Source organism: Microcoleus sp. N9_A2 (assembly GCF_036701775.1).
Taxonomy (GTDB): domain Bacteria; phylum Cyanobacteriota; class Cyanobacteriia; order Cyanobacteriales; family Microcoleaceae; genus Microcoleus.
The window spans coordinates 25,171-51,380 of record NZ_JAUBRH010000038.1; the positions used below are offsets into that span (position 1 = coordinate 25,171).

Annotated in this window: 28 protein-coding genes; 20 read left to right on the forward strand and 8 right to left on the reverse strand. The window is 46.0% G+C overall.

Features of this window, described 5'->3' with window-relative positions:
- A partial coding sequence (locus tag QUA44_RS20070; protein ID WP_333253712.1) for a DUF4331 domain-containing protein occupies nucleotides 1-1,213 on the reverse strand: 1,213 nt, incomplete at its 3' end.
- A 625-nt stretch (nucleotides 1,214-1,838) separates the two neighbouring features.
- Between QUA44_RS20070 and QUA44_RS20075 the strand changes: the two genes are divergently transcribed.
- The 4 genes from QUA44_RS20075 to QUA44_RS20090 all read left to right on the forward strand — a co-directional run bounded on the left by QUA44_RS20075 (nucleotide 1,839) and on the right by QUA44_RS20090 (nucleotide 5,140).
- A complete protein-coding gene (locus tag QUA44_RS20075; RefSeq protein WP_333253709.1) occupies nucleotides 1,839-2,405 on the forward strand; it encodes a sigma-70 family RNA polymerase sigma factor in 567 nt (188 codons plus the stop codon).
- A 148-nt stretch (nucleotides 2,406-2,553) separates the two neighbouring features.
- Nucleotides 2,554-3,171 carry a cupin domain-containing protein gene (locus QUA44_RS20080; protein ID WP_333276784.1) on the forward strand — a complete coding sequence of 206 codons (618 nt, stop codon included), beginning with the start codon at nucleotides 2,554-2,556 and terminating at the stop codon, nucleotides 3,169-3,171.
- A 207-nt stretch (nucleotides 3,172-3,378) separates the two neighbouring features.
- Entirely contained in the window at nucleotides 3,379-3,852 is a 474-nt protein-coding gene (locus QUA44_RS20085) for a DUF732 domain-containing protein (RefSeq protein ID WP_333253705.1), read from the forward strand.
- Between the two features lie 469 nt (nucleotides 3,853-4,321).
- Nucleotides 4,322-5,140, forward strand: a complete 819-nt coding sequence (locus tag QUA44_RS20090; protein WP_333253703.1) for a hypothetical protein — start codon at nucleotides 4,322-4,324, stop codon at nucleotides 5,138-5,140.
- Nucleotides 5,141-5,230: 90 nt separating this feature from the next.
- Here the strand turns inward: QUA44_RS20090 and QUA44_RS20095 are convergent, their stop codons facing one another.
- Nucleotides 5,231-5,818, reverse strand: a complete 588-nt coding sequence (locus QUA44_RS20095) for an acireductone dioxygenase (protein WP_333253701.1) — start codon at nucleotides 5,816-5,818, stop codon at nucleotides 5,231-5,233.
- Nucleotides 5,819-6,309: 491 nt separating this feature from the next.
- Between QUA44_RS20095 and der the strand changes: the two genes are divergently transcribed.
- The 8 genes from der (at nucleotide 6,310) to QUA44_RS20135 (ending at nucleotide 13,098) form a co-directional block, all read left to right on the forward strand.
- Nucleotides 6,310-7,671 carry a ribosome biogenesis GTPase Der gene (gene der / locus QUA44_RS20100; protein ID WP_333253699.1) on the forward strand — a complete coding sequence of 454 codons (1,362 nt, stop codon included), beginning with the start codon at nucleotides 6,310-6,312 and terminating at the stop codon, nucleotides 7,669-7,671.
- 288 nt (nucleotides 7,672-7,959) lie between these two features.
- Nucleotides 7,960-8,955 (forward strand): energy-coupling factor transporter transmembrane protein EcfT, encoded by a 996-nt coding sequence (locus QUA44_RS20105; RefSeq protein ID WP_333253697.1) that lies wholly within the window; start codon nucleotides 7,960-7,962, stop codon nucleotides 8,953-8,955.
- 303 nt (nucleotides 8,956-9,258) lie between these two features.
- Complete coding sequence (gene acpS / locus QUA44_RS20110) at nucleotides 9,259-9,720, forward strand: holo-ACP synthase (protein WP_333253695.1); 462 nt, start codon at nucleotides 9,259-9,261, stop codon at nucleotides 9,718-9,720.
- Nucleotides 9,721-9,762: 42 nt separating this feature from the next.
- Nucleotides 9,763-10,032, forward strand: coding sequence for a transcriptional coactivator PipX (pipX, locus tag QUA44_RS20115; RefSeq protein WP_006634205.1), 270 nt, complete (start codon nucleotides 9,763-9,765; stop codon nucleotides 10,030-10,032).
- A gap of 72 nt (nucleotides 10,033-10,104) precedes the next feature.
- Nucleotides 10,105-10,770 (forward strand): YggS family pyridoxal phosphate-dependent enzyme, encoded by a 666-nt coding sequence (locus QUA44_RS20120; RefSeq protein ID WP_333253693.1) that lies wholly within the window; start codon nucleotides 10,105-10,107, stop codon nucleotides 10,768-10,770.
- Between the two features lie 117 nt (nucleotides 10,771-10,887).
- Entirely contained in the window at nucleotides 10,888-11,505 is a 618-nt protein-coding gene (locus QUA44_RS20125) for a cell division protein SepF (protein ID WP_333065646.1), read from the forward strand.
- 206 nt (nucleotides 11,506-11,711) lie between these two features.
- On the forward strand, nucleotides 11,712-12,557 hold the full coding sequence (gene proC / locus QUA44_RS20130) for a pyrroline-5-carboxylate reductase (RefSeq protein ID WP_333253691.1): 846 nt from the start codon (nucleotides 11,712-11,714) through the stop codon (nucleotides 12,555-12,557).
- A gap of 16 nt (nucleotides 12,558-12,573) precedes the next feature.
- A complete protein-coding gene (locus tag QUA44_RS20135; protein ID WP_333253690.1) occupies nucleotides 12,574-13,098 on the forward strand; it encodes a hypothetical protein in 525 nt (174 codons plus the stop codon).
- Nucleotides 13,099-13,617: 519 nt separating this feature from the next.
- Here QUA44_RS20135 and QUA44_RS20140 read toward each other — a convergent pair.
- Complete coding sequence (locus QUA44_RS20140) at nucleotides 13,618-16,110, reverse strand: bifunctional serine/threonine-protein kinase/ABC transporter substrate-binding protein (RefSeq protein ID WP_333253688.1); 2,493 nt, start codon at nucleotides 16,108-16,110, stop codon at nucleotides 13,618-13,620.
- A gap of 438 nt (nucleotides 16,111-16,548) precedes the next feature.
- Entirely contained in the window at nucleotides 16,549-17,730 is a 1,182-nt protein-coding gene (locus QUA44_RS20145; protein WP_333253686.1) for a serine/threonine-protein kinase, read from the reverse strand.
- Nucleotides 17,731-18,024: 294 nt separating this feature from the next.
- On the opposite strand from QUA44_RS20145, the gene QUA44_RS20150 reads away from it, so the two are divergent.
- Nucleotides 18,025-18,810, forward strand: a complete 786-nt coding sequence (locus tag QUA44_RS20150) for a calcium-binding protein (protein ID WP_333253684.1) — start codon at nucleotides 18,025-18,027, stop codon at nucleotides 18,808-18,810.
- A 97-nt stretch (nucleotides 18,811-18,907) separates the two neighbouring features.
- Here QUA44_RS20150 and plsY read toward each other — a convergent pair whose 3' ends face one another.
- From plsY to QUA44_RS20170, 4 genes are all read right to left on the reverse strand, one after another.
- A complete protein-coding gene (gene plsY, locus QUA44_RS20155; protein ID WP_333253682.1) occupies nucleotides 18,908-19,588 on the reverse strand; it encodes a glycerol-3-phosphate 1-O-acyltransferase PlsY in 681 nt (226 codons plus the stop codon).
- Between the two features lie 252 nt (nucleotides 19,589-19,840).
- A complete protein-coding gene (locus QUA44_RS20160) occupies nucleotides 19,841-21,172 on the reverse strand; it encodes a DUF3086 domain-containing protein (RefSeq protein WP_333253680.1) in 1,332 nt (443 codons plus the stop codon).
- A 59-nt stretch (nucleotides 21,173-21,231) separates the two neighbouring features.
- A complete protein-coding gene (locus QUA44_RS20165; RefSeq protein WP_333253678.1) occupies nucleotides 21,232-21,624 on the reverse strand; it encodes a DUF3119 family protein in 393 nt (130 codons plus the stop codon).
- Nucleotides 21,625-21,688: 64 nt separating this feature from the next.
- Complete coding sequence (locus QUA44_RS20170; RefSeq protein ID WP_333253676.1) at nucleotides 21,689-22,483, reverse strand: MlaE family lipid ABC transporter permease subunit; 795 nt, start codon at nucleotides 22,481-22,483, stop codon at nucleotides 21,689-21,691.
- A 186-nt stretch (nucleotides 22,484-22,669) separates the two neighbouring features.
- Between QUA44_RS20170 and QUA44_RS20175 the strand changes: the two genes are divergently transcribed.
- From QUA44_RS20175 to QUA44_RS20205, 7 genes are all read left to right on the forward strand, one after another.
- The gene (locus QUA44_RS20175; protein WP_333253674.1) at nucleotides 22,670-22,957 is read left to right on the forward strand and encodes a hypothetical protein; all 288 of its coding nucleotides are present in this window, start codon (nucleotides 22,670-22,672) and stop codon (nucleotides 22,955-22,957) included.
- 252 nt (nucleotides 22,958-23,209) lie between these two features.
- Complete coding sequence (locus tag QUA44_RS20180; protein WP_333253672.1) at nucleotides 23,210-23,650, forward strand: Hsp20/alpha crystallin family protein; 441 nt, start codon at nucleotides 23,210-23,212, stop codon at nucleotides 23,648-23,650.
- Between the two features lie 274 nt (nucleotides 23,651-23,924).
- Nucleotides 23,925-24,266 (forward strand): hypothetical protein, encoded by a 342-nt coding sequence (locus tag QUA44_RS20185; protein ID WP_333309878.1) that lies wholly within the window; start codon nucleotides 23,925-23,927, stop codon nucleotides 24,264-24,266.
- Complete coding sequence (locus QUA44_RS20190) at nucleotides 24,259-24,648, forward strand: hypothetical protein (protein ID WP_333253667.1); 390 nt, start codon at nucleotides 24,259-24,261, stop codon at nucleotides 24,646-24,648. The genes QUA44_RS20185 and QUA44_RS20190 overlap by 8 nt, the downstream gene beginning before the upstream one ends.
- Nucleotides 24,649-24,876: 228 nt before the next feature.
- Nucleotides 24,877-25,140 (forward strand): hypothetical protein, encoded by a 264-nt coding sequence (locus QUA44_RS20195; protein WP_333309880.1) that lies wholly within the window; start codon nucleotides 24,877-24,879, stop codon nucleotides 25,138-25,140.
- Between the two features lies 1 nt (nucleotide 25,141).
- Nucleotides 25,142-25,537, forward strand: coding sequence for a hypothetical protein (locus tag QUA44_RS20200; RefSeq protein WP_333253663.1), 396 nt, complete (start codon nucleotides 25,142-25,144; stop codon nucleotides 25,535-25,537).
- Between the two features lie 174 nt (nucleotides 25,538-25,711).
- The gene (locus QUA44_RS20205) at nucleotides 25,712-26,113 is read left to right on the forward strand and encodes a fasciclin domain-containing protein (RefSeq protein WP_006634220.1); all 402 of its coding nucleotides are present in this window, start codon (nucleotides 25,712-25,714) and stop codon (nucleotides 26,111-26,113) included.
- The last annotated feature ends 97 nt before the right edge of the window (nucleotides 26,114-26,210 follow it).

A 26,210-nucleotide genomic window follows, 5' to 3' on the forward strand; every position in this document is an offset into this window, starting at 1 on the left:
AATTCGGCAAAGCCAAATAAGGAAAATTAGGTTCTAAAGGTTTGTGTCCCTGAGCCGGATTTCCCGGAGTTCCGTTATATGAAACGTTATCGCCAACGGGAGAACCCACCAAAGCTCCCAGAGTGATATCAATAACGTCGTCCATCAGCATACGACCTCCGATCAAGCTTCCTTGAGCGTTTGTAGCGCTAGCGTAGCCGCTGGTTTTTGTGGTATCGATCCGCATGACATCGGGCAAGAAAGCTCCGGCTATCGCATTTGGATCGACATTATCGCTACCATCCAAAATATCCACAGCATTCAGAGTAGCAACAGCTTCCTGCCGCACCGGAGCAGCAGCACCGCTCAAATCCAAATTCGGAGGAATAGTATTGAATGCCTCCAGAAACGCGGGACTAACTATCAAACCCTCATTAATTGCAGGTCTCGCCAATCGCTCAAACTGTTTGAAACCACCAGCTCCGTCTCTGATAGAAATCGTTGTCCAAACATCAAAAGTATTCGCCCCACTTCCTGCTTGCAACAACGCTTTGGGAACGCGCACGGCAATTGTATTGACGTTGTAACCTTTAGTAAAGTCGATCGCTCGACTCGGTTCCCTGAAACCTACTTTCGACCCCGTTCCCAAAGCTCCAGCGCGGACTCTGAAAAATTGTTCCACATCGAAGAAAAACGGGTCTTCCCGTAAACCGGCAAATACAGTCAAGTTAGAACCGGCCACAGGTACTGTATTCACAACAGTATTAGAATTCAGCGGAGTGCTGGCAATAAGCCCGCCGTTAACTGTAGTGTTAGCAACAGTCTCCGAGCCGCCGCGAATAACAGTTACAGCTACCGCTTGCATACCTTTATTGTTAGGCGGACTGAAGGCAAACCGCAAGGTAATATCGGAGCGTCCAGTAGGTGTAGAATTCACGTCACCTACCTGCGTGATGTGAAATTCGTAGAGGGCTTTAGTGCTGAAATAATATTGAAAGCGGGCTACAGACCGGGGATTTGAATTCATGGTAAATACTAAATCCCCGTCCGCAGCACCGGAGTTTTGGTCTTTTTCGCGATATACGTACAGGTCAGTTAAATTGACAGCGCGACCTTTGATATCTACTTCGCCGTCGTCGTGGTCAGAAGCGACAATTATCCCGGGAGTTAATAGAGCTATTAGAGCTACTTCAATAGCTAGTATGGTTCGGCGAATTTTTTTTGTGAACTTCACTGTTAGCACCTTTATTTCAATGATATTTTTACACAAATCTATGGTAAACAACCCGCCTTCGCGGGTTTTAGTTTTGTAGCAACAGGTTTTAACCTGTCAACCTGTCGGGCTTTTGCGGTGTTGCTGAGCCTTCTCCTATTGGTAGTATACGAAGATTTGGCAATTTTGGATCTGTGCTGCCAGATTAATTTATGTAAAAAAGTGCGTTATTGAGCATTTACTCGTTCCCGGACTATTCTTGGGAAGGCCTGCTCGGAGACAGAGCCTCCCTCGATCCAGTGGAGCCAGAACATCGCTTATATGGGTTCCCAGAATCTTCTTGGGAGCGAGCTAACAAAGCTTAGGAACGAGTGAATGCCGCTGGTTTGACTGTTCAGGCTCAGCGCATTTCTTCGTTCTGCATAAAGCGGATTGCTTTCGTCTCAAAAAAAATTACTAATTAGGTGTTAAAATTCCAGATAACTTGGGATTTTTACAATTCAAAGCACGACAAAATTAGCCCGAAAAGGCATACTCCAGCTTGTACCCCAGACTTCAAACTTACAATTATGTTCTGTAGTGATATACGCCGAGTTTTTAATTTTGGATCTGTGCAGTCAAAACAAAAATTTTTCGGTACACTGAAATGACAGGCCAGAACTCAGGCGATGAATCGCTGCTTTTAGTGCAGATTGCCCGGAAAGACCAAACGGCATTAGCTAAACTTTACGATCGCTACGGTCGTCCAAGTTACGCTCTCGCTTACAAAATTCTGGGTTCGGTAGAAGAAGCTGAAGAAGTAGTCATCGATGTTTTTTCCCAAATTTGGCAAAAAGCAGCAACTTACGATCCTTCTCGCAGTCGAGCAGATACCTGGTTATTCATGCTTACCCGCAGTCGTTCCCTCGATCGGCTCCGAGCAGTGCAGCGAACAGTCCGAGCTGCTGAAGCTTGTCTGGAAGATGCTAAAGTACCCATCTCTAGCGTTGCAGAACCGATGGAAGATGCAATGTTTCAAGAACGCAGCGAACAAGTCAAAGCAGCTTTAGAAAAACTGCCAAAGGAACAGCAACAGGCGATCGAACTCGCCTACTACCAAGGGCTGACTTGCGCGGCGATCGCGGCTAAAACTGGTATCCCAACAGGTACAATCAAAACTAGAATTCGGTTGGGTATTTCCAAATTGCGTCAAGCTTTGAGCGAACAATTTTAGATCGTCAAACAACACAATTTAAGTTGTTTAACAATCAATCTAAAATTCTGGCATCTCCAATCATCCATCTTGAGTGCGACGGCAGCCGACCAATCTCAAATTTAAAATCATAGGCTGAATTACAATTAATGGCGGAGAACAGATGGAAATGATGCCAGACGAGGAGTATATCATCCTTGCAGCCCTTCAAGCTCTCGATACCCTCGACGAGTCAGAACGTGGCGTATTTGCAGAGAGATTGAAAGAGTTCGCAGAACTTAAAAGCGAATTAGCTGCTTTTGAAGCCGCAATTGCCGCGATCGCCTACACAGCCCCCCCAGTTCCCGTCGCCCCCGACCTCAAAAACCGCCTGTTCCAGCGCATAGCCGAACTGCCGTCAACCTCGTCGGCAGAATCAGTCAATTTAAAGCCAATTGCTACCTCCCCAACAGAGAACAATACTCCATCTTTAATCGTGCGATCGAACGATGTTAAATGGAAATCTTATGAAGTTCCGGGAGTCTCGATCGGCAAGCTTTACATTGACAAAAAAAAGCGCGAAATTACCTGCTTGATGCGACTAGAACCTGGAGTAACATTTCCCCTGCACCGACACGCCGCTTCGGAGGAAGTTTTTGTATTAGAAGGAGACTTAATTGTAGAAGGGGAAATTTGCCATCAAGGCGACTACATTCGCTCGGTTCCGGGTTCCATACATTCCTCCCTCACACAAGGGGGATGTTTGCTGTTAATGAAAACTTCAATAGACAACGAAACGCTCATTTGATATCATGTGCGTTGAATTGCTGACAATATTTTTTTTTAGGTTGGTGGGGGCGGGTTCATGTCTGTTGTTAGTCGGAATTATAGATTGGTGGTGAAACCAGCCTTTACAACTATTGCGGTTAATTCCCCAAACCCGATTTGACCCAAGAACACGGCCTTGCTCCGCATTGATCTCCGGTTAAAAGTTCCCAATATATCACCTAATTTCATGCAAAATTACTCGCGTTTAAGTGCTGTTTTGTCCGCCATTATCATACAATTTGTCCCCAGCGACAAAAGCGCGATCGCCCAAGAACGCGAAGGATGTTTTCTTGTCAATTCAGTGGGAGAAGTAATTAACTTAAACCAGTTGTGCTCGCCACAAGAATTGGACATTAAGCTAACAGGAAATGATGGAAAATTTATAGAAGACTACAAACGCTTAGCAAAAAGCTACTCTCCCGAAGCAACGGACAATTTACTGCAAGCAATCCAAAGAACCCCCGGTCAAAAAATTGCTGCAGCTAAAAGAATGTGTGCGGAAGCAAAATCGGGAGTTTCTCTGCCGGAAGTTAAATTAAGAGCGATCGGGCAAGCTGTCAGTATCGAAAATCCAACTGCCAAAGAAAGTTTTCTTGCCGATGCCGATATTGTTACCACTCTTGCCGCTAACCATTATTGCCCGGAATTAGCGAATAAATAAATCAGTAAATATTGACGAAAAACCACTAATTGATAATTGTGCATATTAGACCTCTTGCAAAAATAATTAGGACGGGCTCTCCGGCCCATCCCACAAGAGTGATTTTTTCTTGTGGGATGGGCCGGAGAACCCGTCCCATTAACTGATGAAAAGGATTTTTGCAAGAGGTCTATTGAAAGTATATAGACGCGATTGTCAAGGAGTGGTGGAGCGATCGCATTCAGTAGACTTGAGTTGCACTCAATCGCTTTCAATCATAGAATGAATCTGCGTCCATCAGTGTTTATCCGCTTGAAATCTGCGGTTAACTGAGCGATGGAATATTTATGCAACTCAAGTCTACTTTGAAAAATCGAGTAAACAAAGTATATGGCATCAATGGTTCCCAGAAGCCGATCGCGCAAAAGAGGCAAATCACGCGATTGAGGAGGCGATCGACAATGATAATTTTTTTTGCAATTTAAAATAGATGAAACATTTAAAATCAAGTTCCGCCGACTTGCGGGATTTATTCAAAGACAGCATTACAGTTAAATATCTGGCGGAACCGCTAAAATCTGTACCCGCTTGCGAAGATGCAGCTAAATTGCGATCGTGGATGGAGGCCCGCGATTTTGACGTGCTGGGGATCGAAGAAAAGGGCACGGTTTGCGGCTATGTAGAACGATCGCACTTAATGACAGGCAAGTGCAGCGACTACCAGCAAATTTTTCACCCCTCACAATTAATCGCCGCCGCCACTCCGCTGATGGAATTGCTGCCGCTGCTGCGAGAAAAACCCAGATTATTTGTCTTGGAAAGTAACAGGATCAACGGTATCGTTACCTGCGGCGATTTGCAAAAAGCACCGGTGCGGATGCTGCTGTTTGGATTGGTGACGCTTCTGGAAATGAATTTATTGCGAATCGTGCGGATTTACTTTCCCCAAGATTCTTGGCAAAAATTGCTTAAGGGCGATCGCATCTTAGCCGCCAAACACCTTTGGGAATCGGGGAGATCGCGAAATGAAGCAATTGACTTAATCGATTACCTGCAATTCTGCGACAAGCGAGATTTAATCCTGACTTCTGCTGAAATAGTCGATCGGCTGGGGCTCAAATCCAAACGCTACGGGGAGCGTTTTTTAAAGTCAGCAGAAGCATTGAGAAACAAATTAGCTCACGCTCAAGATTTAATTAACGGTTCTTCTTGGCCGGAAGTAATTTTTTTAGCTCAGGAAATAGAAGCGCTTTTGCAGCGTTGCGAAGAAATTGAAATGGCCGCCCCTAATGAAGTAGAGAGCATTTAATTCTAGTCTTAGAGATAGTTTTTCTTTCTTGAGTCGCCATTTCAATTGCTTATTTTGATAGAGGAAGGTGGGCCGAAGCGCACCCTACATTTAGTTTTTAATTTTTAGTTTCCTGTTAGTATACTGAGGAACCCAGCCTTGAGCACTGGTGTAATACTGCAAGGCTTTCAAGTACAGCGACGGAGTGAGATAAAACCAATGTTCGGTATTGGCAGGCACTTTAATGTATTCTGCAGCTTGCAGCATTAATTTTACCTGAGAGCCGTTAGAATACACAAACCCAAAAACGCATTCCCCAGCTAAAATGTGAAGAACTTCTGCATCTGTGTGGGTATGAGTGCGATCGCTTTGAGTCATCAGCGCGTAAATCTGCTGCGAACCTGGATGCAGCACTTTTAAGTCGCACCACTGATATCCGCTGACGCGCTTAAACTTTTCAAACTCGCTATTAAATGCTGCGAGAATCTGCTGTTTTTCTGTAACATTGAGAATGTCTTGAACCAGCAATTCTTGAAACGCCGGATTTTCGTTTGTGGGCAGGGAATCGATCTCAATATTTAAAACTGCCAGTTGACTCGCGATCGCCCGGATATCCGTATATGTTCTACCGTCTTCTAGTTGCAGAACAGCCATATTACCACCTAATGTGTTGAGCTTTGAGGGAAATTTAGTTTCCATTTTTAAGCTGCTGTTTTAAGCTTGGGTCAAAAACTAAACTCCTGCTTTTTTCAATAATAGCCGATCGCTAAAATCCTATATCTACCCTCATAATCATCAAAGAATTACCACAGATGAGATGATTTGTTGAGTTATTTAAGTTTTATTTCTAATTCTCAGAGTCTGGCTGGGAATGCAGATCCATAGGCTGTGCCTATTTTTTAGGGTTCAATGTTTAAACGGGCGATCGTTCAGTTGACAGTTGACAGTTGACAGTTGACCGCAAGATAGCGACCTCTACCTGGAAGGAAGAGGATTGGAGTAATGAATAGTCTTCTTTTAATTTCTCCCGCTTATGGGTTCCGGCTTTAAACCAATTTTTTTTGGTAAAACACCGCCTACAGCATGAAAAGACAGAAACACAGCCTCAATCTATAAAATTCCGGTCAGTTTCGCTTACAATACAAGACTAAACCTCAAAATTACGGCGCAGCCTAATTGCTGCTACTTTTATGTCTCTACCTATAGTTGCTATTATTGGACGCCCCAATGTAGGCAAATCGACGATCGTCAACCGTTTAGCCAACAGCCAAGACGCGATCGTCCACGACGAACCAGGAATCACGCGCGATCGCACTTACAGACCAGCATACTGGGGCGATCGGGAATATCAAGTCGTAGATACCGGCGGGCTAGTATTCGACGACGAGACAGAATTTTTGCCTTTAATTCGCGAACAAGCAATGGCCGCCCTCGCAGAAGCCAGCGCAGCCATTTTCGTAGTAGACGGAAAAACCGGACTCACAGGCGGCGACGAATCCATCGCCTCTTGGCTGCGGGTGCAAAAAGTCCCGATCATTCTCGCCGTCAACAAATGCGAATCGGAAAATACAGGACTCACCCAAGCAGCAGACTTTTGGACATTGGGACTGGGAGAACCTTACCCCATTTCCGGGATTCACGGTAACGGCACCGGTGAATTGCTAGACCAATTAATGACTTACCTTCCCACAGAAGTAGAGCCAGAAGTAGATGAAATAAAAGTAGCAATAATCGGTCGTCCCAACGTCGGCAAATCGAGCTTGCTAAACGCATTTCTCGGAGAAAACCGCGCCATAGTCAGCCCAATTTCCGGCACAACCCGCGACGCAATTGACACCATAGTAGAACGCAACGGTCAAACCTACCGCCTGATCGACACAGCCGGAATTCGCAAAAAGAAAAACGTCGAATATGGTGCCGAATTTTTCGGAATCAACCGCGCTTTCAAAGCCATCCGCCGCGCCGATGTCATACTGCTAGTCATTGACGCAATTGACGGCGTTACTGATCAAGATCAAAAATTAGCCGATCGCATCAGCCAAGAAGGTCGAGCCTGCATCATCGTCATCAACAAATGGGATGCCATAGAAAAGGACAACGACACCATCTACGAGTACGAAAAAACAGCAAGAACTAAACTGTATTTCCTCGACTGGGCAGAAATGATCTTTGTCAGCGCCATGAGTGGACAGCGAGTTGAAAAAATCATTGAATTAGTAGACAAAGCCTCCGACGAACACAAGCGTCGCGTCCCCACCGCCGTGATTAACGAAGTCATAGAAGAAGCCACAAGCTGGCACTCAGCCCCAGTTACCCGCCAAGGAAAACAAGGCAAAATCTATTACGGTACTCAAGTGCGATCGCAGCCACCGACGATTGCGCTGTTTGTCAACGATCCCAAACGATTCACTGAAAATTACCGTCGCTACATGGAAAGCCAATTCCGAAAACACCTAGGCTTTACCGGTACACCAATGCGACTACTTTGGAGAGGCAAAAAAGTTCGTGCCACCGAAATTAGCACAACCAACAGAGCACTGCGCGTCAAGTAATTTTAGATTTTAGATTAAAGAAAAAACGCAGTTTAATAATCAAAGCAAATTGCGTTTCTTTCTTTTTTTTTCCTTCTTTCTCTTACTTCGCGTCCTAGTGCTTACGCACCGCTTCGCGTACTGCGTCTTCGCAGTTCAATAAATTAGATCTCTTGTATAAGTCCTTTTTTGATACAGAAACCGCAGATATAAGGCAGATAAACACAGACAAACGCAGATAATTTCAAGATAATTTTGGAATGAATGCAAGAGGTCTATTGATATTATTAAAAATCTCAAATCGACAACATGGATTTACTTCGCTCGCTTCCTATCGGACTCTACCTAGAACAACCAGTAACCTGGCTTCACCGGCTAGACTCTCGCGTAAAACTAGCCTGGTTGATGACATTTCTGATTGCGCCAATACTCGCCAATCCCATCTGGCGGTTGATGCTAGTAGGAATGTTAATCGTACTGACACTAACCGCAGCAATTCCCTTGCGCGTGTGGAAACAGCAAATGGGAATGCTGCTGCTATTCTGTCTATTAGTATTTTGCCTCAGCGCGATCGCCCCCGACGGACTCCCCTCAGAACACCAGCCCCGCATCCCCGCCGACGAATTAACCTTTTCCCAACAGCCCGCAACTCTTCCACCCCGTGAAGAGCCCAAACCCTGGTACAAACCTTTTAACTTAGGCTCAAACTCCCCAATCCCCAATCCCAAAGCCCAAAGCCCAAATCAACTCCCCCAACCCACAAACTACCGTTACGTTGTACTCAAACAAGGCCCGATTAAAATCACCCGCAAATCCCTAGATTTAGCTATCAACGTCAGCACCCTATTTTTTACAGTAATTTACAGCACCAACCTCTATCTCCTTACCACAGCCAGCGAAGAAATCACCAGCGCCATTGAAAACTTAATGCAGCCGCTGCGCCGCTTGAATTGGCCTGTTACCGAAATAGCCTTAACATTAACTTTATCTTTGCGATTCATTCCCCTAGTATTGGAAGAAATACAAAATTTAGTGCGATCAGTCAGAACCCGAGCGATAAACTGGAAAAAACTCGGATTTCGCAGCGCCGCTCAAGTGTGGTTGATGATAGCTGAGCGGCTGTTAGAAAACTTGCTCCTGCGAGCTGAACAAATTGCCAGCGCCATGAAAGTTCGCGGCTTCACCAGTCCCGATCGACACCGTGTAGAATGGCACCAGTTGCAATTGAAAATCCGAGACTGGATCGCCCTCGGCTGCTTGCTCGTCCTCTGGAGCGCCCGCTTGGCTTGGGGTTGGGACAGTTGACGGTTGACAGTTGACGGTTGACAGTTGACAGTTGACAGCTTGCCCGAAGAGCAAGGGAGAAGGGTTGACAGTTGACAGTTGCATAGTACGGAAATCAAACTATTTATGCTTGACGGGTATCGGCCACCTATCAAAGCAAAATTGATACCAGTTTCAAACAAGAATACAACTGTAGGTGGACTCCAAACCCATATCCAGTCAGTCATCCCCAAATCTAAAATCTAAAATCTAAAATCCTATGAGATGCTCCCACGCCTAAGTCCTGCTAAAGTAATGGAGATAAATATTTAGAGAACCAAGACCTTGAACATCTATCTTGGGACAGATATCGTATATGTTCCCCGCATTCAAGCCGCATTAGACCGGTTTGGCGATCGCTTCCTCGAAAAAGTTTACACGCCCGCCGAACAAAGGGATTGCGGGCAACTAAATTCTCAACACAGCAGCATTAAAGGTAAAATGAATCGAGTTTCCTGCAACCAACTAGCGGGGCGCTGGGCAGCAAAAGAAGCCGTTGTCAAAGCTCTAGGCACGGGATGGCGGGGAATACGGTATGCAGATGTGGAAATTCGGCGCTCCCAAAACGGTGCTCCCAATGTGCAACTGCACGGAACCGCAGCAGCACAAGCCTCTGTTTGGGGAAATTGCCAGTGGCAATTGAGCCTCAGCCACGACGGAGACTATTGCACGGCTACGGCGATAGCCCTTTGTACCCCGCCGTCAAACAACGCCGTCGGGCGATTCGCAAGCGAAACTAAAATCTAAAATCTAAATCTTTAATCTAAAATTGATCGATTGTGAGCGTGAATGACTACCGAAACTTACCTGAATCATCCAAACTTTGGCCTCCTCTTCAGGGTATCCCAGGTTGAAGACAGCCAAGAATTATTTACCACCCTATACGCTCAGCGCCTGTTTTTTTTGGTGACAAACGGCCCGGGCGGGCTGAGATTTGAACCAATCAGCCGCTCCGATGCTCGCCTCATGGTCGAAATTCGCCTGCGAACCCTGCGCCGCAGCGGTCAATATCAGGAGTACGACCAATTGCAGACCATTCACCAGCGCACGTTTCAATAACGAAAATCAGTAATTTGTTAATTGGTAACTCTCTTAATTTTCCTTTCCTCCAGTCAAGAGCGTTGAGTACCCATGACCATTGCCTCTCGAATTAACAGCATTCGCCAACTATTGCCCGAATCAGTGCGGTTAATTGCCGTTACCAAACAGGTACCGACTGATGCTATCCGGGAAGCTTATGATGCCGGTATCCGGGATTTTGGCGAGAGTAAGGTTCAAGAGACTGCCGAAAAACAAAGCCAACTGCAAGATTTACCGGATATCAACTGGCACTTGATCGGCCACTTGCAAGCCAACAAAGCCGCCAAAGCCCTAGAGCATTTCCAGTGGATTCACTCTCTCGACAATTTAAAAATCGCTCAGCGACTTTCGCGCTTGGCGGGGGAAATGTCCTGCTCTCCCCAAGTCTGCCTGCAAGTCAAAATGTTGCCAGACCCGGACAAATACGGCTGGAGCGTTCCAGAACTGCTGGCCGACCTTCCAGAACTCAACAAATGTCAGCATATCAAAATTCAAGGTTTGATGACAATTCCTCCGCTGGGATTAGATGACTCGCAAATCCTAGAATTATTTAACAGCACCCGCGAACTTGCACAGAAAATCCAGCAGCAAAATTTGCCCTGCATTCAAATGCAGCAGCTCTCAATGGGGATGTCGGGAGATTATCATTTGGCAATTCAAGCAGGTGCTACTATGGTACGGCTAGGACAAACCTTATTTGGCTCTAGGAGGGGATAAATAATTGAAATCTTCTGATAAAGACAATTTGGGGTAAATATAGAATAGTCAGCCACCCGCGACTAACGCGCAACGCGAGTATAGTCGGGGCAGCAAAGTCGTGAAGGAGCGTGAATCATGAATATTTTTTCTAAACTGCGAGATTTTGTAGGCATCAACAATGAGCCTGAGTACGATGACGTGTACGACGAAACGGAAGGGGAGCGCTATCAGAACTTCTACCAAGCGCCTGAACCCAACGCCGCTGCCGTCGCAGCAGCAGAAGAAGAACGTCGTCAAAATCGTAGAATGCGAGAGCGGTCAGTAGTAGGATCGACAGGTATGGATGTTGTTGCACCAACCGGGGGAGTAGGGTCAGTAATGAATAACGTGATTGGAATGCCTGGAGCTATGAACGGGATTTCGGAAGTTGTAGTAATGGAGCCGCGCACTTTTGAAGAGATGCCGGCAGCAATTCGAGCTCTTAAGGAACGGAAGTCTGTGGTTTTGAACCTGACGGTGATGGACCCAGACCAAGCGCAAAGAGCTGTGGACTTTGTGGCGGGCGGTACTTATGCCCTTGACGGTCATCAAGAGCGAATTGGCGAAAGTATTTTCTTGTTTACGCCTAGCTGCGTACAGGTGAGAACTCAGTCTGGTGTGGTTCACGAAGTGCCTCCTGCTCAAGGACGGCCCCGTGCTGCTGCTCCTGCACCGACAGTCTGGCCGGCAGAACAAGCTCCAATCGCTCAGTAGTTAGTTGACAGTTGACAGTTGACAGTAGACAGTTGACAGTAGTTAGTTGAGAGTTGACAGTTGACAGTTGACAGTTGACAGTAGTTAACAGCTAATAACTGTGGAATAAACACTGCAGATTAATAACATTAGCTAACAATTAAGTAACCAATGACAACTGACAACTGACAACTGACAACTGATAACTGATAACTCAAAAGTGACTAATGACTAACATAAAATTTGGTACGATCGGCGGCGGGGTAATGGGAGAAGCTCTCTTATCCCGCTTAATAGCAGAAAAAGTTTATTTGCCTTCAGAAATATTGGTGAGCGAGCCTGGGGTAAAGCGCCGCGAGTTTTTAACTGAGAAATACGGGATTGGAACAACAGCCAGCAATCTAGAAGTTGCTGTCGCTACAGAAGTGCTGTTTTTGGCGATTAAACCGCAAGTTTTTGATACGGTGGCTTTGGAGTTGGCGGTGGCAGCCGATCGCAAACAGGGAAATAATGGAGAAACGGCTAATTCCCAGCCAGAAGCGCTGGTAGTGTCGATTTTGGCAGGAGTGCCACTCAGCAAGCTCGAACCAGCTTTTCCCGGGCGGGGAGTGCTGCGTGTGATGCCGAATACTCCGGCAACGGTGGGGGCGGGCATGAGCGCGATCGCTCCGGGAAAACTTGTGCAACCGGCTGATTTAGAATTGGTAAAGCGCATCTTTGGGGCTGTGGGAGAAGTGGTAGAAGTGCCTGAGAGTATGCTGGATGCGGTGACAGGGCTTTCTGGTTCCGGGCCTGGTTATGTAGCAATTTTGATCGAGGCCTTGACAGATGGCGGAGTTTGTGCAGGTTTGCCACGGGCGATCGCCTCTCAATTAGCTTTGCAAACTGTATTCGGTACGGCGAAGCTATTGCAAGAAACGGGAATGCACCCAGCAGAATTGAAAGATCGAGTTACAAGTCCCGGCGGCACAACTATTGCGGGTATTGCTAAATTAGAGAGTAACGGCTTTCGTTCGGCGCTGATCGAAGCAGTGAAAGCAGCTTGTTTGCGTTCTCAAGAATTGGGTAAATAACAACAGAGAATTTAAGATGGCTTATAGCGACTTCAAGTTGAAGGAACTTGTCAAGCAATTCGATTTAACTCTCAATGAAAACCAAGATTTATTTGGCGATGCGCCAGAAGTAGAGCCTAGCGAAAATCTTAAATCGTGGTTGCTAGAAAATTCAGGATTAGCAGTAGACATCAATACAGAAAAAGCTCGTTCAGAACTGATTGTCGCACCGATTTTACTTGAAGTTAGGCGGCAAGTAAATTATCAAATTAGTTTATTTTCCGGCTCGGAATTTAATGTAGATCCTGAAAAAGGATTGAACGGAACCTGCGATTTTTTGGTAAGTTTGTCGCCGGAACGCCTATTTATCAGCGCTCCTGTAATTGCCCTTGTAGAAGCTAAAAAAGAAGATATTAAAGCAGGGTTGGGGCAGTGCGGTGCCGAGATGTTAGCTGCTCGGTTATTTAACGAACAGGAAGGAAATAACATTCCAACTATTTATGGAACCGTGACATCGGGTACTGTATGGAGGTTTTTGAAATTAGAGGGCAATCTTATTTAGTAATTGCTCAACTACCCCCCTCCCCTGAAACTGCCTCAAGCGAGACAGTTTCAGATTGTGAATTTTAAGCAAAAAGCTTCTTCTTCAATAAAATCAACGAGAGAATGAGGGTTTCAGCGATCAAAACGGAAAAATGAAATAATTGTGTTCAAACTTTGGAATACTTGCCTACAAAGGGTTTCAGAGATTTTATTTTTGTCCTTAGGGGGGGTGAGCAATTACCTTATTTATATCGATCCGATCGAATATTACCTGAGAGATGTGGGGAAAATTTTAGGTATTTTATTAAGCGCTATTGGGAGAGTGCAAAAATAACCAGAATCTCCTTGATATCGCGGGCGGAATCGCTGGCGAGGCTGTTCCTCCGAACAATTGAATCGATCGTCCGTGATATCGTTTCCGGTAGCATCCGAATCCTATGTTTGATAATTTTAGTGCGAGCGTCCTCGCTCGCGGCGTGGATCGCGAGCGAGGACGCTCGCACTTTATAATTGGGATGCTACCGGATTTGATATGAGTTCACTCGCACTTTAAACGAGCCGCCTCCGCTGTCGGATATTTGACGGGAACAAAAGCGAGACCGAACCGCTCTTTGGGACATTCTACAATATGTACTAAATCGCTGGGAGGATTTTTGCGATCGCCATTTGTCTGCGAGTTAAACTCAATGGTTCCTGTTGCTCCCTCTGCGCTAAAATCAGGAGATGAAAGCATTTGTTGCATTCCTTCGCGGCTGGGTTTTGGCTGCATTTCCAATGCTTTTACGAGCGCGCGAATCGCATCGTAAGCAAAGGCTAGGCGGGTATTTCCCTCTTCTCCCCACAGCGATCGAACCTGTTGGGGAAATTCTTTGTTTGGACTACTTAAGGGATGCCAGCCCACAGAAAAGATGAGTTTTTCCAACAACTTTTGCGGTTGCTGGGAAGCAAATTCCAACATTTGCGGACACATCAGCATCCATGACCCGACAATCCAATTGCGAGAGCCGTTAAGTTTTATTATCTCAAAGGCGTTGTTTAGGGATCTGGTAACATGAAGGTCTGGAACTAACACGATCGCAGTTTCTCCGTTAGCCTGGATTTCCTTTATTGCTCTTTCGGCATTGAAGTCTGTTTTAGATATATCGAAATCGCGAATCCAGACTATTTTTCCTCCTCGGGCATCTCGAAAATATTTTTTGTACTCTTCCACAAAAGATGCGCCGAATGGGCTTTCCTGATTGTATAAAATTGCTACTTGTTTTTGATTTTTTTCTAGGAGGTATTTCGCTAAATCTCTAGCGATTAAACAGGTCGTATATTGAGTGCGAAAGAAATTTTTTTTAGGCTCGTATGTCAGCTCTTCCGTGGCTGCACCCGGAGAAATTAAAACCAGATTATTGTTATGGTAAATATCTACGGCGTGCATCGTCATCTCGCTGCTAGCGTGACCGACAACTGCTAAAATCTCCGGTCGATCAACCAATGAAATTGCTCTTTTTTTTGCCTCTTCTTCATCATTCGAATCGTCAGCAATAATGACTTTAAGTCCTTTGCCGTTAATGGCTGTACTTGGTAAAAAACCCCGACCTGGAAAGTCCCGATCGCTAGCATTAGACAGTCCCAAATTAACTTCTGTTTGCGCTTGAGCCACTCCGCGCAGAAATTCTTTCGCCTGAGAACCAAGCTGAGCAAAACTGTCCGGATTTCTCCGACAAATGGGAAGGGCTACAGCAATTGTGTAATAAGGATCGTTGCCGCTCTCCAGACAAGCATTGTTCGTGTAAATTAAAGTTTCTGGATCTTTGCCGTATTCTTTCTGCCACGATTCTTTGAATAAATTAAAAGCTTTCTCTGAATTTGAAGCTGCAAATTCTTTAACTCCTCTTTGCTTTAACCGAGGACGAGAACTTGTCAGGAGAATTTTTTCTCCGGCGCTTAAACCCTCTGGGAGGACTAAACGAGGGTTTGAGGCCAAAGGTGTCCTGCTGTCACTGGCGATCATCGAATATTCCGCTGCAACTGTGGCAGTCTTAATTGGCAGAATAACTCTCAATTTCCTGCTGCGCTTGCGTGGCGGCTGCTGTACTCTCGACTGCGGTGAGGGAGATTCCGCTAGCGATCGCAAATCCTGCAAAACATCAGCAACAGATTGATAGCGATCGTTAAAGTGGTAGCGCACCATCTTATTTAAAACTTTTTTCAGTTTGTCGCTAATTTGTACTATCGGGCGATCGCCAGTGGAGTAATGCCAGACGAGTTCCCCAGTTTTTTTATGATGCAAAAAGTCTTCAATATCTAACCCCGCGATCGCTTGGATACCGATGATTCCCGCAGCATAGATATCGCTGTTAAACCTTGGCTGATTTTGCCACTGTTCCGCGGGCATATAACCCTCTGTACCAACGGCACGAGTTTGAGTTATTTGACCGTTCTCGATCGCCAAAGTGCCGATCGCTTTTACAGCCCCAAAATCAATCACCGCAATTTTACCGTCAAGCTTGCACCGGATTAAGTTTGACGGTTTCAGATCGCGGTGAATAATCCCTTGAGAGTGGACGAAATCTAAAACTGACAAAATGTCCAGCAATAAATCAATAACTTCTGACTCCTCAAACTGCCTGCCTGAACCGATCTCTTTGTTCAGCGGATTTCCTTCGATGTATTCTTGGATCAAGTAAAATTTTTCATTTTCTTGGAAGCGATCGATTAACGTGGGAATGCGCGCACAATTATCCAGGTGTCTGAGGGTTCTAGCTTCTCTTTCAAATTGCTGTTGTGCTTCCTCCAACAGCCGCCCATCCTTAGATTGAGGCGGCGGAATTTCTTTGACGACACACAGGGGATTTCCGGGGCTGCCTAAAGCGTCGTTAGCCGTATAGGTTTTGGCAAACCCTCCCTGCCCTAATTGACCGATAATTCGGTAGCGATCGCGCAGAATATCCCCTGGATTCAGGCACATAAGTTTTTTACAATCTCTCGACTCGCCACACTCGTTGATATTAATTTTACCATCGGGCGGGGACGGGTTCATCACAAATTTGGGTAGAAACCCCGTCCTTTTAGGACGGCTTTATATTAGAATGTAATTGGTCAACGACCCACCCGAGACGATGGATCAAACAGCCTATACGAGCGAAGTTCAGCCTTGTGCTGGCGGCGAAGCAAAATCGGTAGACCGGGAAAAGAGGATAGGGCAATGGAAGTCTAACCCTAGAATCACAACAGGAGAAGAATTCCGTTTGGTATTCGACACGTAAAAACCGCAGGGCTTGCGGGGTTAGTGCGCGAGAGCGAACATAAGACCAAAACTCTTTGAGGGTGGAGGCAGTTGCGAAGAAGCAGAAACTTAAGTCGCGAGGCTTAAGAATCACCGTACCTTCAGGTCGGTGAGTATGTCAAAGAGATTAACTTACAAGTATGTAACGCCGGCGTATAGCGGCGGTTTCGTTACCGCGCTTTTAGGGCGGCGTTACTGTAAGTTTTGCAAAGCTTGGAGTGCCTCGGTTGCTGACGGGTAACGCAGCGGAAAATGGTAGCGCACCATGTTGTCTAAAAAGCAGGCAAACGGCGAACTAACCTCTGCTTTTTCCCGCCAAATAATATCGCCAGTATCGGGATTGACTTTGAGTTTTTTAGGAGGCAAACCCGTCAGGGCTTGAATTCCCAGCAAACCGACAGCGTAGAGGTCGCTGCACAATTTCGGCGAACCATGTGCTTGTTCCGCCGGCATATAATCTCTGTGAGTTCCGCCCCGCGATTTCGTTTGACCCCGACTATTCTGCGAGAGGTTAATTTCTTTAACTGCCCCGAAATCAATTAACACCATTTTGCCATCAGCAGCCCGCCGAATTAAGTTGTGAGGGTGAACGTCGCGGTGGATGACATCGTGCTGGTGAACGAAGGCGAGAATTTCTAAAATATCTTGCAATAAAGCAGAGACTTCCTGTTCTTGCCATGGTTTACCTTCGCTCAATTCTTGACTCAAAGGTTGCCCTTCGATGAATTGATTTATTAAATAGAAATATCCCTCTTCCTCAAAACGAGCTAACAGTTCCGGTATGCGATCGTGCTTGCCCAACCTTCGCAAAACTCGCGCTTCCCGCTCAAACCGCTGTGTGGTTTCGCTCGACTGACTTTTCAAGCGTTTGACTGCACAAAAAGTGCGATCGGGAACATCTTCATCTTCACCAAGATAGGTATCGCTAAATTCGGTACTCACCAAATGTTCGGTAATTCGGTAACGCATTCGCAGTTTTCTCTCCAGCATCGGATCTGGCGGTACAGGGGGTGGATTTTTTTGTACAGATTCCGACTGCACGCTTTGCTGTGCTACTCTCATCGCGCTGTCCCACAAATTTGCTCTGCGAACTCTTTCTTCTGGCCCAACAATTCCTGCATTCCTCAATACCTCTGTCAGCAATTTCCACAAATGGTAAGCAACATATCGCGCCAAGTAGTGTACTGTATATCCGCGCGCGATCGCATAATTTTCCCGAATTTCTTGGTAAGTGAAACCCTCTAAAGCTCCTTCAATAATTGTCTGCTGCAAGCGGCTCAAATGTTCGCCTCTGTGTTCGCATACCAAATTATCTAGAAGGTGGGCTGCTTCTTGTACACTCACCCGAACGATTGTGGCTGATTCCGCATTCATAAGTTTCACACTCTTCGTTATTTTTACAGAACTTGTGCAGACAGACGCCGAGAAATTTTCACTTCGGTCGATCGCGTATTTAGCCCTAAATGTTGGCAAATCCTGTTCGATGAATCTATGACTATTATGATATTGGCTCTTTTGTCTACCCTTTGCAACATATTTTCACAAATATGACTTTTATGAACTCAAGGTTATGACTTTTATGAACTCAAAGTTATGAATATATGAATTGACTTTGAGAGAGGCTTATTTAATCATGTTGACATCCGAGATTTTACGCGGAAATTTTTTATGGCTTTAAAACCCGATCCGTCAGAACAGCGGCGATTAATTGGCGACAATACATCCGAAGTCGTTACTTTGTCGATCGCAGATGCAACTAATTTTCCTTTGGGAGGTTGGATGCTCGGAGGTGACGATCTAGTCACCGGCTCAACAGCTAATGATTTGATATTTGGCAATGAAGGGGAAGATATTATCAGCGGGGAGTTGGGCAACGATTCTTTATTTGGGGGAAAAGGAATAGATCTACTTGAAGGAAATGAGGGAAATGACTCTCTCAGCGGCGGTCAAGATGCAGATTTGCTTACGGGTGATGCGGGAAACGATATTCTCTTGGGCGGTAGAGGCAATGATTTCTTAGCCAGCGGTAACGGAAATGACACTCTGGTGGGAGGTTTGGGTCGCGACTTTTTAGCCGCCTTGAATGAAAATAATTCAATCAAAATCGGGGGCAGCAACTTGTACGTCCTCCAAGCAGAACCCGGAGTTACAGATGTCAATAATGCCGATGCTATTGCAGGTTTCAGAGTAGGTGCCGATCGAATTGGATTGGCAGGCGGTTTGACTGCTAGCGATGTAGACTTGCAATACGTGACAAACGTGACACTCTTATTGGGGTTTGATGCACCAGAAAGTTTCAATCAAGTTTTCGCGCCAGGTGTATTCGATCCTCAACCGATACAGAGTCAAGGCACTCTAATTAAAGTTAGGAATTCCGGCGACATAGTAGGCTTTGTGGCAAATGTAAGTGTGGCTGAGATTCAAGGGAGTATTATCTCTGCTCAGGGATTCTAAGCTGTAGAATGCGCTGCAAAGCCTCCTCCAAAAGCTTAAATCGAAGATTGGACAGAGAAATGGTAATCTGCAACCAGCGTTACAACAATAATAATTATCAATCGCTAGCTGCTGTTTCCAATTTCTCCCCAATTCTCGGTTCCGTACCATTTAACAGCCGCTGAATGTTGCTGCGGTGCCGCACAATGACAAATACGCCGCCCGCAATGCCAAACAATACATAAGCCAGCGGCTGATGTAAAGCAAACATCAATCCAGCAACGCTAATTGCTCCGATAATCGAGCTTAAAGAAACAATTCGCGACACCGCAAACACGATTCCAAAAATTCCGAAAGTTCCCAAACCAACTGGCCAGTACAAACCGAGCAAAACTCCCAAACTCGTAGCCACAGATTTACCGCCGGTAAACCCCAACCAGATTGATTTGCTGTGGCCCAAAACAGCAGAGAAACCCGCCAAAGTTGCCATCCAAGGGAGGACAGTTGCAGTATTTTCTATACCGGCGGCGGTTGCTAGCTGATGCGTAAAATCGATCGAGTAGATGTAGCGGATTAGGACGATCGCACTTACCCCCTTCAACACGTCAACCAGCAACACCCCCAACCCCGGCCACTTCCCCAAAGTCCTCAATACGTTAGTCGCACCAGTCGAACCCGAACCAACCTCTCGAATATCAATTCCCAGCATCCATTTCCCCAAGGCGTACCCAGTCGGAATCGAACCTAGCAGATAAGCTGCTATTAGCAATGCGCCATTTAAAATTATCCAGCTAGCCATTTTTTTATTTTAGATTTCGTGTATTTGTACAATTTGCAACCTTTCCCCTAGCATAATTAGCAATTAGCAATTAAGTAGGTGGTACAAATAAACATTACATGGGGAGGAGCGGGTTTTGCCTTCATAAAGTGGCTTGTCTCATAGATTATTAGCTAAACCCGCCCCTACAAGATATTGTGTGTTTTTTCCGCCTATCCAATCAGCAATTACTAATTACCAATTACCAATTACCAATTACCAATTATTACCCAATCAAAAATCCTTAGCCGTCGTCAAAGTTTGCGGGTCAGAAGCAAAGGCCAGCCATAGCGGAAATTGCAGGATTGACAAACTAATTAAATCCTCAGTTTCATCAATGACAATTAGCGGCAATTTGCCATCTTTCACCAGTCGATCGGCTTTTTGAGCCAAAGCTTCCGCAGACTCAAACATAATAATCCCCCTTTCCGGGCCAAAATCGCTGCGAGTAATGCCCAAACAGTCTTGCAAGCCCCGGCGCCACTCTCCCAAACGTTCGGGACTGTTGGCGAGCACCAAAGTCCGCACCCGCCCGCCGTAGACGCTTCTGAGCACAGAAATAATTGTCGAAGTAATCAAGATATTTTGCAAGCGCGAACCCATAGTCCGCAAAGCGCCCCTTCCTCCTTGAGTGAAAAACCAGTTAGAAACTCGTTCCGCGTGGATGGGTTCAAAAGTGCGGCGCAGTTGCCAAGGCGGGCCGTAGTAGTCGGGGAGAGTGCGATATTGGTCGAGGGTGCGGCGAATTTGTTTGGCTTGCTCTTGAAATCCTTGTTCGGCAAATCTGGGATTTACTGTTGCTGAGGATTGAGACTCCTCAGCAGGAATTTGCTTGGGTGTCTCTTGCACCGGTGGCGTCAAATCTAAGATTTCCGCAGTGGCGGCCAAATCCTGCAAACTGCCTACTAGATAGTCTTTGAAACCCTGAACTCGAATTGCTAAATCTTGGGAAACCCCGGCAAAAGTGGTTCGCATTTCCTTTTGAATTCGATCGCGCCGGCGTTCGAGTTTTTCTACTTCGATTTGCAGCGCTTGTTTGCGCTGATCTAATTGAATCAAGCCGTCTTGTACCAAACGCCCGATCGATGCTTGAGCGGAACCCAACGCTTCTATAGCATTAGCTTTGTCGGCTTCCAAGGCGGAAATTTTTTCTGTCAAAGCTTGTTCTTGCTGCTGCAATTCTTTGACTCTCAGGGCCAACTGTTCGGTAACATTTTCTGGGATGTGCGTTACCGTTTCTGCGGTTGCTGTTGGCTGGGAGTCTATTGGAAGCGAACTTTGAGCGATCGGACTTTCTGATTCGCCATCGTCGGTGTTGGCCGGAATTTGGGCTGCGGCGCCTGCTTCGTCCACGAATTGGGCGATTTCGGCATCTTCCTCGCCCAGCGGCGGGTCTGTTTCTGGCGGGAGTTGGGCTGGCAGTTCATTTTGGTCGAGCCACAAATCCTCTGTTTGAGATAGAAGTTGGTACTCCCTCTCATTCACGGGTAAATCGACTTCGCCGTCACCGCTTGGGGCGGCTGGTTGTGGTTGCGGTTCTTGGGTTGGAGATTCGTCTGAATTCATGGGAAATTTGGTTCGGCGTAGGGCACGGAAAAGTTAAAAATTAAAAATTAACAACTTTTTTAGTCTTGACGGGGACAGCGCTGTTCTAAGCAGGTCTGTAGCATTTTACGATCGAACAGAACCGGCAGAAAGTGAATGCTGTTAATTTCTTTGAAATAGAACAAAATCGGCACAGCGGGCCAAAATATCCGCCAATTTTGCCATTCTCGGTAAGGAAAGCGGCGGATTAAGTTGGACGATCGATAAATGTCCAAATCTGTTGGGGTAAATTGCAGCCGGATGGTGGCGGCTTGGTACATCAGAAACAAGCCGAACACAGAAAGTGGCAAACTCACCCACTTCTGCACGAACAGCAGCGGTACGGCCGCCAGTACCAAAACTAGGGGAATCGCATAACTGGGAGCGAGTTCGATCGTACTTGTGGGCGCAGTCGAAGAGGCAGTTGTATTCACGGGTTTAAATCAGAGGGTAGTAAACGAATGTTGCCAATTATTCATATTTTATCTTTTTCCTAGCTTACAAGCCTTTGAGTACGCTAGAGCCCGTCCCCTGAAACATCACCCAAGTCATGAAAAAGTTCACAATAAAAATAGCCAGTAAAGCCGTCACCACGGCCGTAGTAGTCGATTGACCGACGCCTTTTGCCCCGCCGGTGGTGGTCAAACCCCAGCTAGTGCCGATTACAGCAATCAAACCACCGAATACAAAAGCCTTAATTGCCGCGCTGCAAATATCCCACAGACTCAGGAAATTGCGGACTGATTCTAAAAACACGCTTTGAGAGATGCCGTACATCGTGGTAGCAATCAGCAGTCCGCCCATGATGCCGGTGACGAGACACATGATCGTTAAAATTGGCAGCATCAAGCAGCAAGCCAGGACGCGGGGAATTACTAAGTAGTCGATCGGGTCTGTTCTGAGCATCAGCAGGGCATCTATCTGCTCTGTGACTTGCATCGTGCCGATTTCCGCTGCAAAAGCCGAACCTACCCGTCCCGTCACGATGACGGCTGTTAAGACGGGGCCGAGCTCGCGAGTCAAAGACAAAGCCAAAACGCCACCGACGACATTGCCGGCCCCGAGGTTAATAAATTCCCTCGCTACCTGAATAGTAAATACCATGCCCACAAAACCCGCAGTCAGCAAAGCAATCAGCAGAGATTCCGGGCCGACTGCGGCCATTTGGTCGAGGGTGTTACGGCGGTGAATTTTGCCCTTCAGCAAGTGCAGCATGACTTGGCCGCCCAATAAAATTGCTGCCAGCAACCGCTGACTCCACAAACTTAAGCTCGAAGATGTAGTGGTACTCAAGGGGATTTCAAGTGTAGAACAACTGCCAAAAATGAAATCTATCTACAAATCTTAAACAACTTTCTTCTCTAAGATTTAAGATTTCTGACAGAACCGGCCACTGAGGGCGATCGCTGCCTATCGTAGAAAAGGACAAGTTTTGTTTGCTTGTACCTTTCGGCAGTTTAGCTGAATTTACTGACTCTTATGAGCATTTTTCCCAATTTTCTTCGCTCTGTACTGCTGACCAGCCTGTTGAGCTTTGTCGCCCCCTTATTGTTAATCGGCGCGGGATTGACTAGCTTTTCGCTGATCGGCTTCGTGCCTGCTCTCCAAGGAGTTGGTCGTTCTGGAGAAGACCTGATTTTGCAGTTCTTAGCTACTTTCGGCAGCGGCTGTCCCCTCCAGGGCTTTTTCGTCATTGGTCTAACTTTTGGTTTGGTGGGTGCTTTGTTTGATACCTACGCTTCTTTTGGGCACTCACGATGGAGTTAACCAACCTGCGATTTTAGATTTTAGATGGGAATTGCGCGATCGAATCTAAAATCTAAAATTGCTAGGTTCGGGTTGGATCGGATACCCGCACCTAGGATGATTTTACAATACCGATCGCGAATGTTCGGAAATGCGATCGGTCTTTTTGCGGAAAACCGAATCCCCCAGTTTCGGGAGCTGGAATATATTAAATACAGGTTGAGTCAAGTGTTTCTCAACTCCTAAAAACTTCAGATAGTCGAGGTATTAGTTATGGCACTTATTCGTTGGGAACCTTTGCGGGAAATGGACTCCTTGCAGCGAGAAATGAATCGGTTGTTTGATAGCTTGACTCCGGCAACCGATCGCACATCTAACGGTGTTGCTTTTGTACCCGCCGCCGAACTCGATGAAACTCCCGAAGCCATCCACCTTAAATTAGAAGTTCCGGGCATGGAAGCTCAGGATTTGGACGTGCAAGTCACAGCAGAAGCGGTTGCTATCAGCGGCGAACGCCGTCAGGAAACTAAGACTGAAGACAAAGGCATGACTCGCTCTGAGTTCCGCTACGGTTCGTTCCGCCGGGTGATTCCTCTACCCACGCGCGTTCAAAATGACAGCGTAGAAGCTGAGTACAAAAATGGAGTTTTGCACCTGAATTTGCCCAAAGCGGAAGCAGAAAAGAACCGCGTGGTGAAAGTGCAACTCGGCTAATAAATAATTGTTGGCTAATTGCTGATAGATAGGGCGTGCGGTGCGCGCCCTATTTGTTTTGGGAATTGGGAATTGGGAATTGGGAATTGGGAATTGGGCATTGGGAATTCGGCCTTGCGAGTTTGAGGAATCATTCTTCCCTCTTCCTTCTTCCTTCTTCCTTCCATCCGTTACATCGGTTACATCCGTTACACTCATCCATTGTCGAACTTCCTTTTTCCCATTTTCCAACTGTGCTAAACTCTAATCAGCAATGCTTGATGAGGAGACTTGTGTGCCCAGTCAGGGAGTTGGAGGAAATGGGATTGCATCGGAATTTGGAGACTTAACCGGGATGACTCGCCAAGAAGTCGATGACTTTTTGCGCGGACTGGGTGCAGAAATCAGAACTACTAGAGATGGTTATGTTGCATATAAATTTTTTGATAAGTCAACAGTAATGATCCGTCCTAACGGTGAAGTGATTAGAACCCCTGCACCGAAATATGACTCAGATGGAAGAAATATCAACAAAGGTTTGCGTCTCGATATAGATGGTAATTTATTGCGGAGGAGAGACAAATTTGGTAATTTAATTCCAGGTACTCACAATACGGGAGAAAAATTAAATGAGTGATTGGAAGGATGACTATAACTTGCTTGGCTTGGGTGGCTTTACATCTTTAATCACAAAAGTCAACGTATCTTTCTGGGGAAACGAAGTATTAATTGAATGCGTCTACAATCCAGAAGAAAGATTGCCTTATATGCTGGCATTCAAAGACTGTCGCGATATCAGTTGGACTGTACACGATGAAGAGGCAGTTGGCGAACCTGAATCTGAATTTTTCGGAATTACTTTGGGCGAGCCGGAACACCGCAAGCCTGCAGTGATTACTACAGACATTTTTGAGATTTCAATTTTGTACGGCAGTTTTAGCATTCAAAAGGGAGAAAAACTAAATTCTGAAGATTTAGAGACAGAGGTTTTGGTATCACAAGCGCAAGCAGTAGCTTAGTAATTTCGATTTGAGCTGTGAAATTTTAGATAAAAGACTTGGGAATGAGTTAAGAAACCGAGGTTTTGGTATCACAAGCGTATTGCGTAGCTACTTGCACAAGGTAATGTGCTAAATTAGAAACGGCAAGGGTTGATGAGGAGACTTGAGTGCCGAGTCAGGGAGTTGGAGGCAATGGAATTGCATCGGAATTTGGAGACTTAAGCGGGATGACTAGCCAAGAAGTCGATGACTTTTTGCGCGGGCTGGGTGCAGAAATCAGAACTACTGAAGGGGGTTATCTTGAATACGAATTTGCCGATCGTTCGCGAGTCAATATTCGTACTGATGGTGAAGTTATACGCACCCCCAGCTCCCAGATACGGTTCAGATGGCCGAAGAATAAACAAAGGTTTGCGTCTTGACAAAGACGGCAGCTTGGTCAAAACACGCGATGAATTTGGCAACCCAATTCTGGGTACACACAATACTGGAGAAAAAGTGAGGAATTAGTATGCCGGATGACTACAACTTGCTTAATTTAGGGGGACTGACATCCCTCGTAACGAATGTTAATGTCTGTTTGTGGGGAAATGAAATTTTATTTGAATGTATTTACGATCCTACAGGGGATCGCTTGCCTTATACCATAGTATTTCATGACTGCCGAGATATCAGTTGGGAGGTGTTCCATCCTGAAGATGTACAAGAGCCTGAAGCTGATTTAATAGGCATTCATTTGGGTGAGGACGCGCACCGGACAGCGGCTTTAATTCATACAGATATTTTTGAAATTTCAATTTTGTACGGCAGTTTTAGCATTCACAAAGGAGATAATTTTAATTCACCAAGAGCCGATTTAGAAACAGAGGTTTTGGCCTCGGGTACGCCAGCAGTATTGTACAAATAACCAATAATATGGTTTCCGGTGGCATCGGAATGATTTAACCGCAGAGAACGCAGAGAACACAGAGGGAGATAAGAGAGATGAATAATTCCGATGCTAACAGATTTGATATAACCAGTAACCAAATCAGTTTACGATACTTAATATAACTTTTTTTGCCAAATGAGGTAACACAAAATGCCTGATATTGTTGATATTGCCGTAGGTGCGGGTTCGTTCCAAACCCTGGTAACGGCGGTGCAAGTAGCTAATTTAGTAGATGCGCTCAAAAGTCCGGGCCCTTTCACTGTCTTTGCACCCACTGACGATGCTTTTGCGAAATTGCCACCGGGAACTATCACAACCCTAGTGCAGAACGTTCCCCAACTGACCAGGATTTTGATGTTTCACGTCGTCTCCGGCAAGTTTATGAAGGCTGATTTGGCAAAACTCGGTTTTGTTACTTCCTTGGAAGGTTCGCCGATTAAAATTGATTGTTCTGACGGTTTTGAGGTGAAAAATGCTACAGTTGTCGCTGCGGATATCGAAGCTGACAACGGCGTGATCCATGTGATCGATAACGTGATTTTAATGGGATAATTTCGCCGTCTAATCTCGCTGCGGGAGCAAACCAGGTGCCTTGCGGTGCCGCTTTGCTCCCGATCGCACGCTTTTTTTTATCGGTTGAAAGTAATAT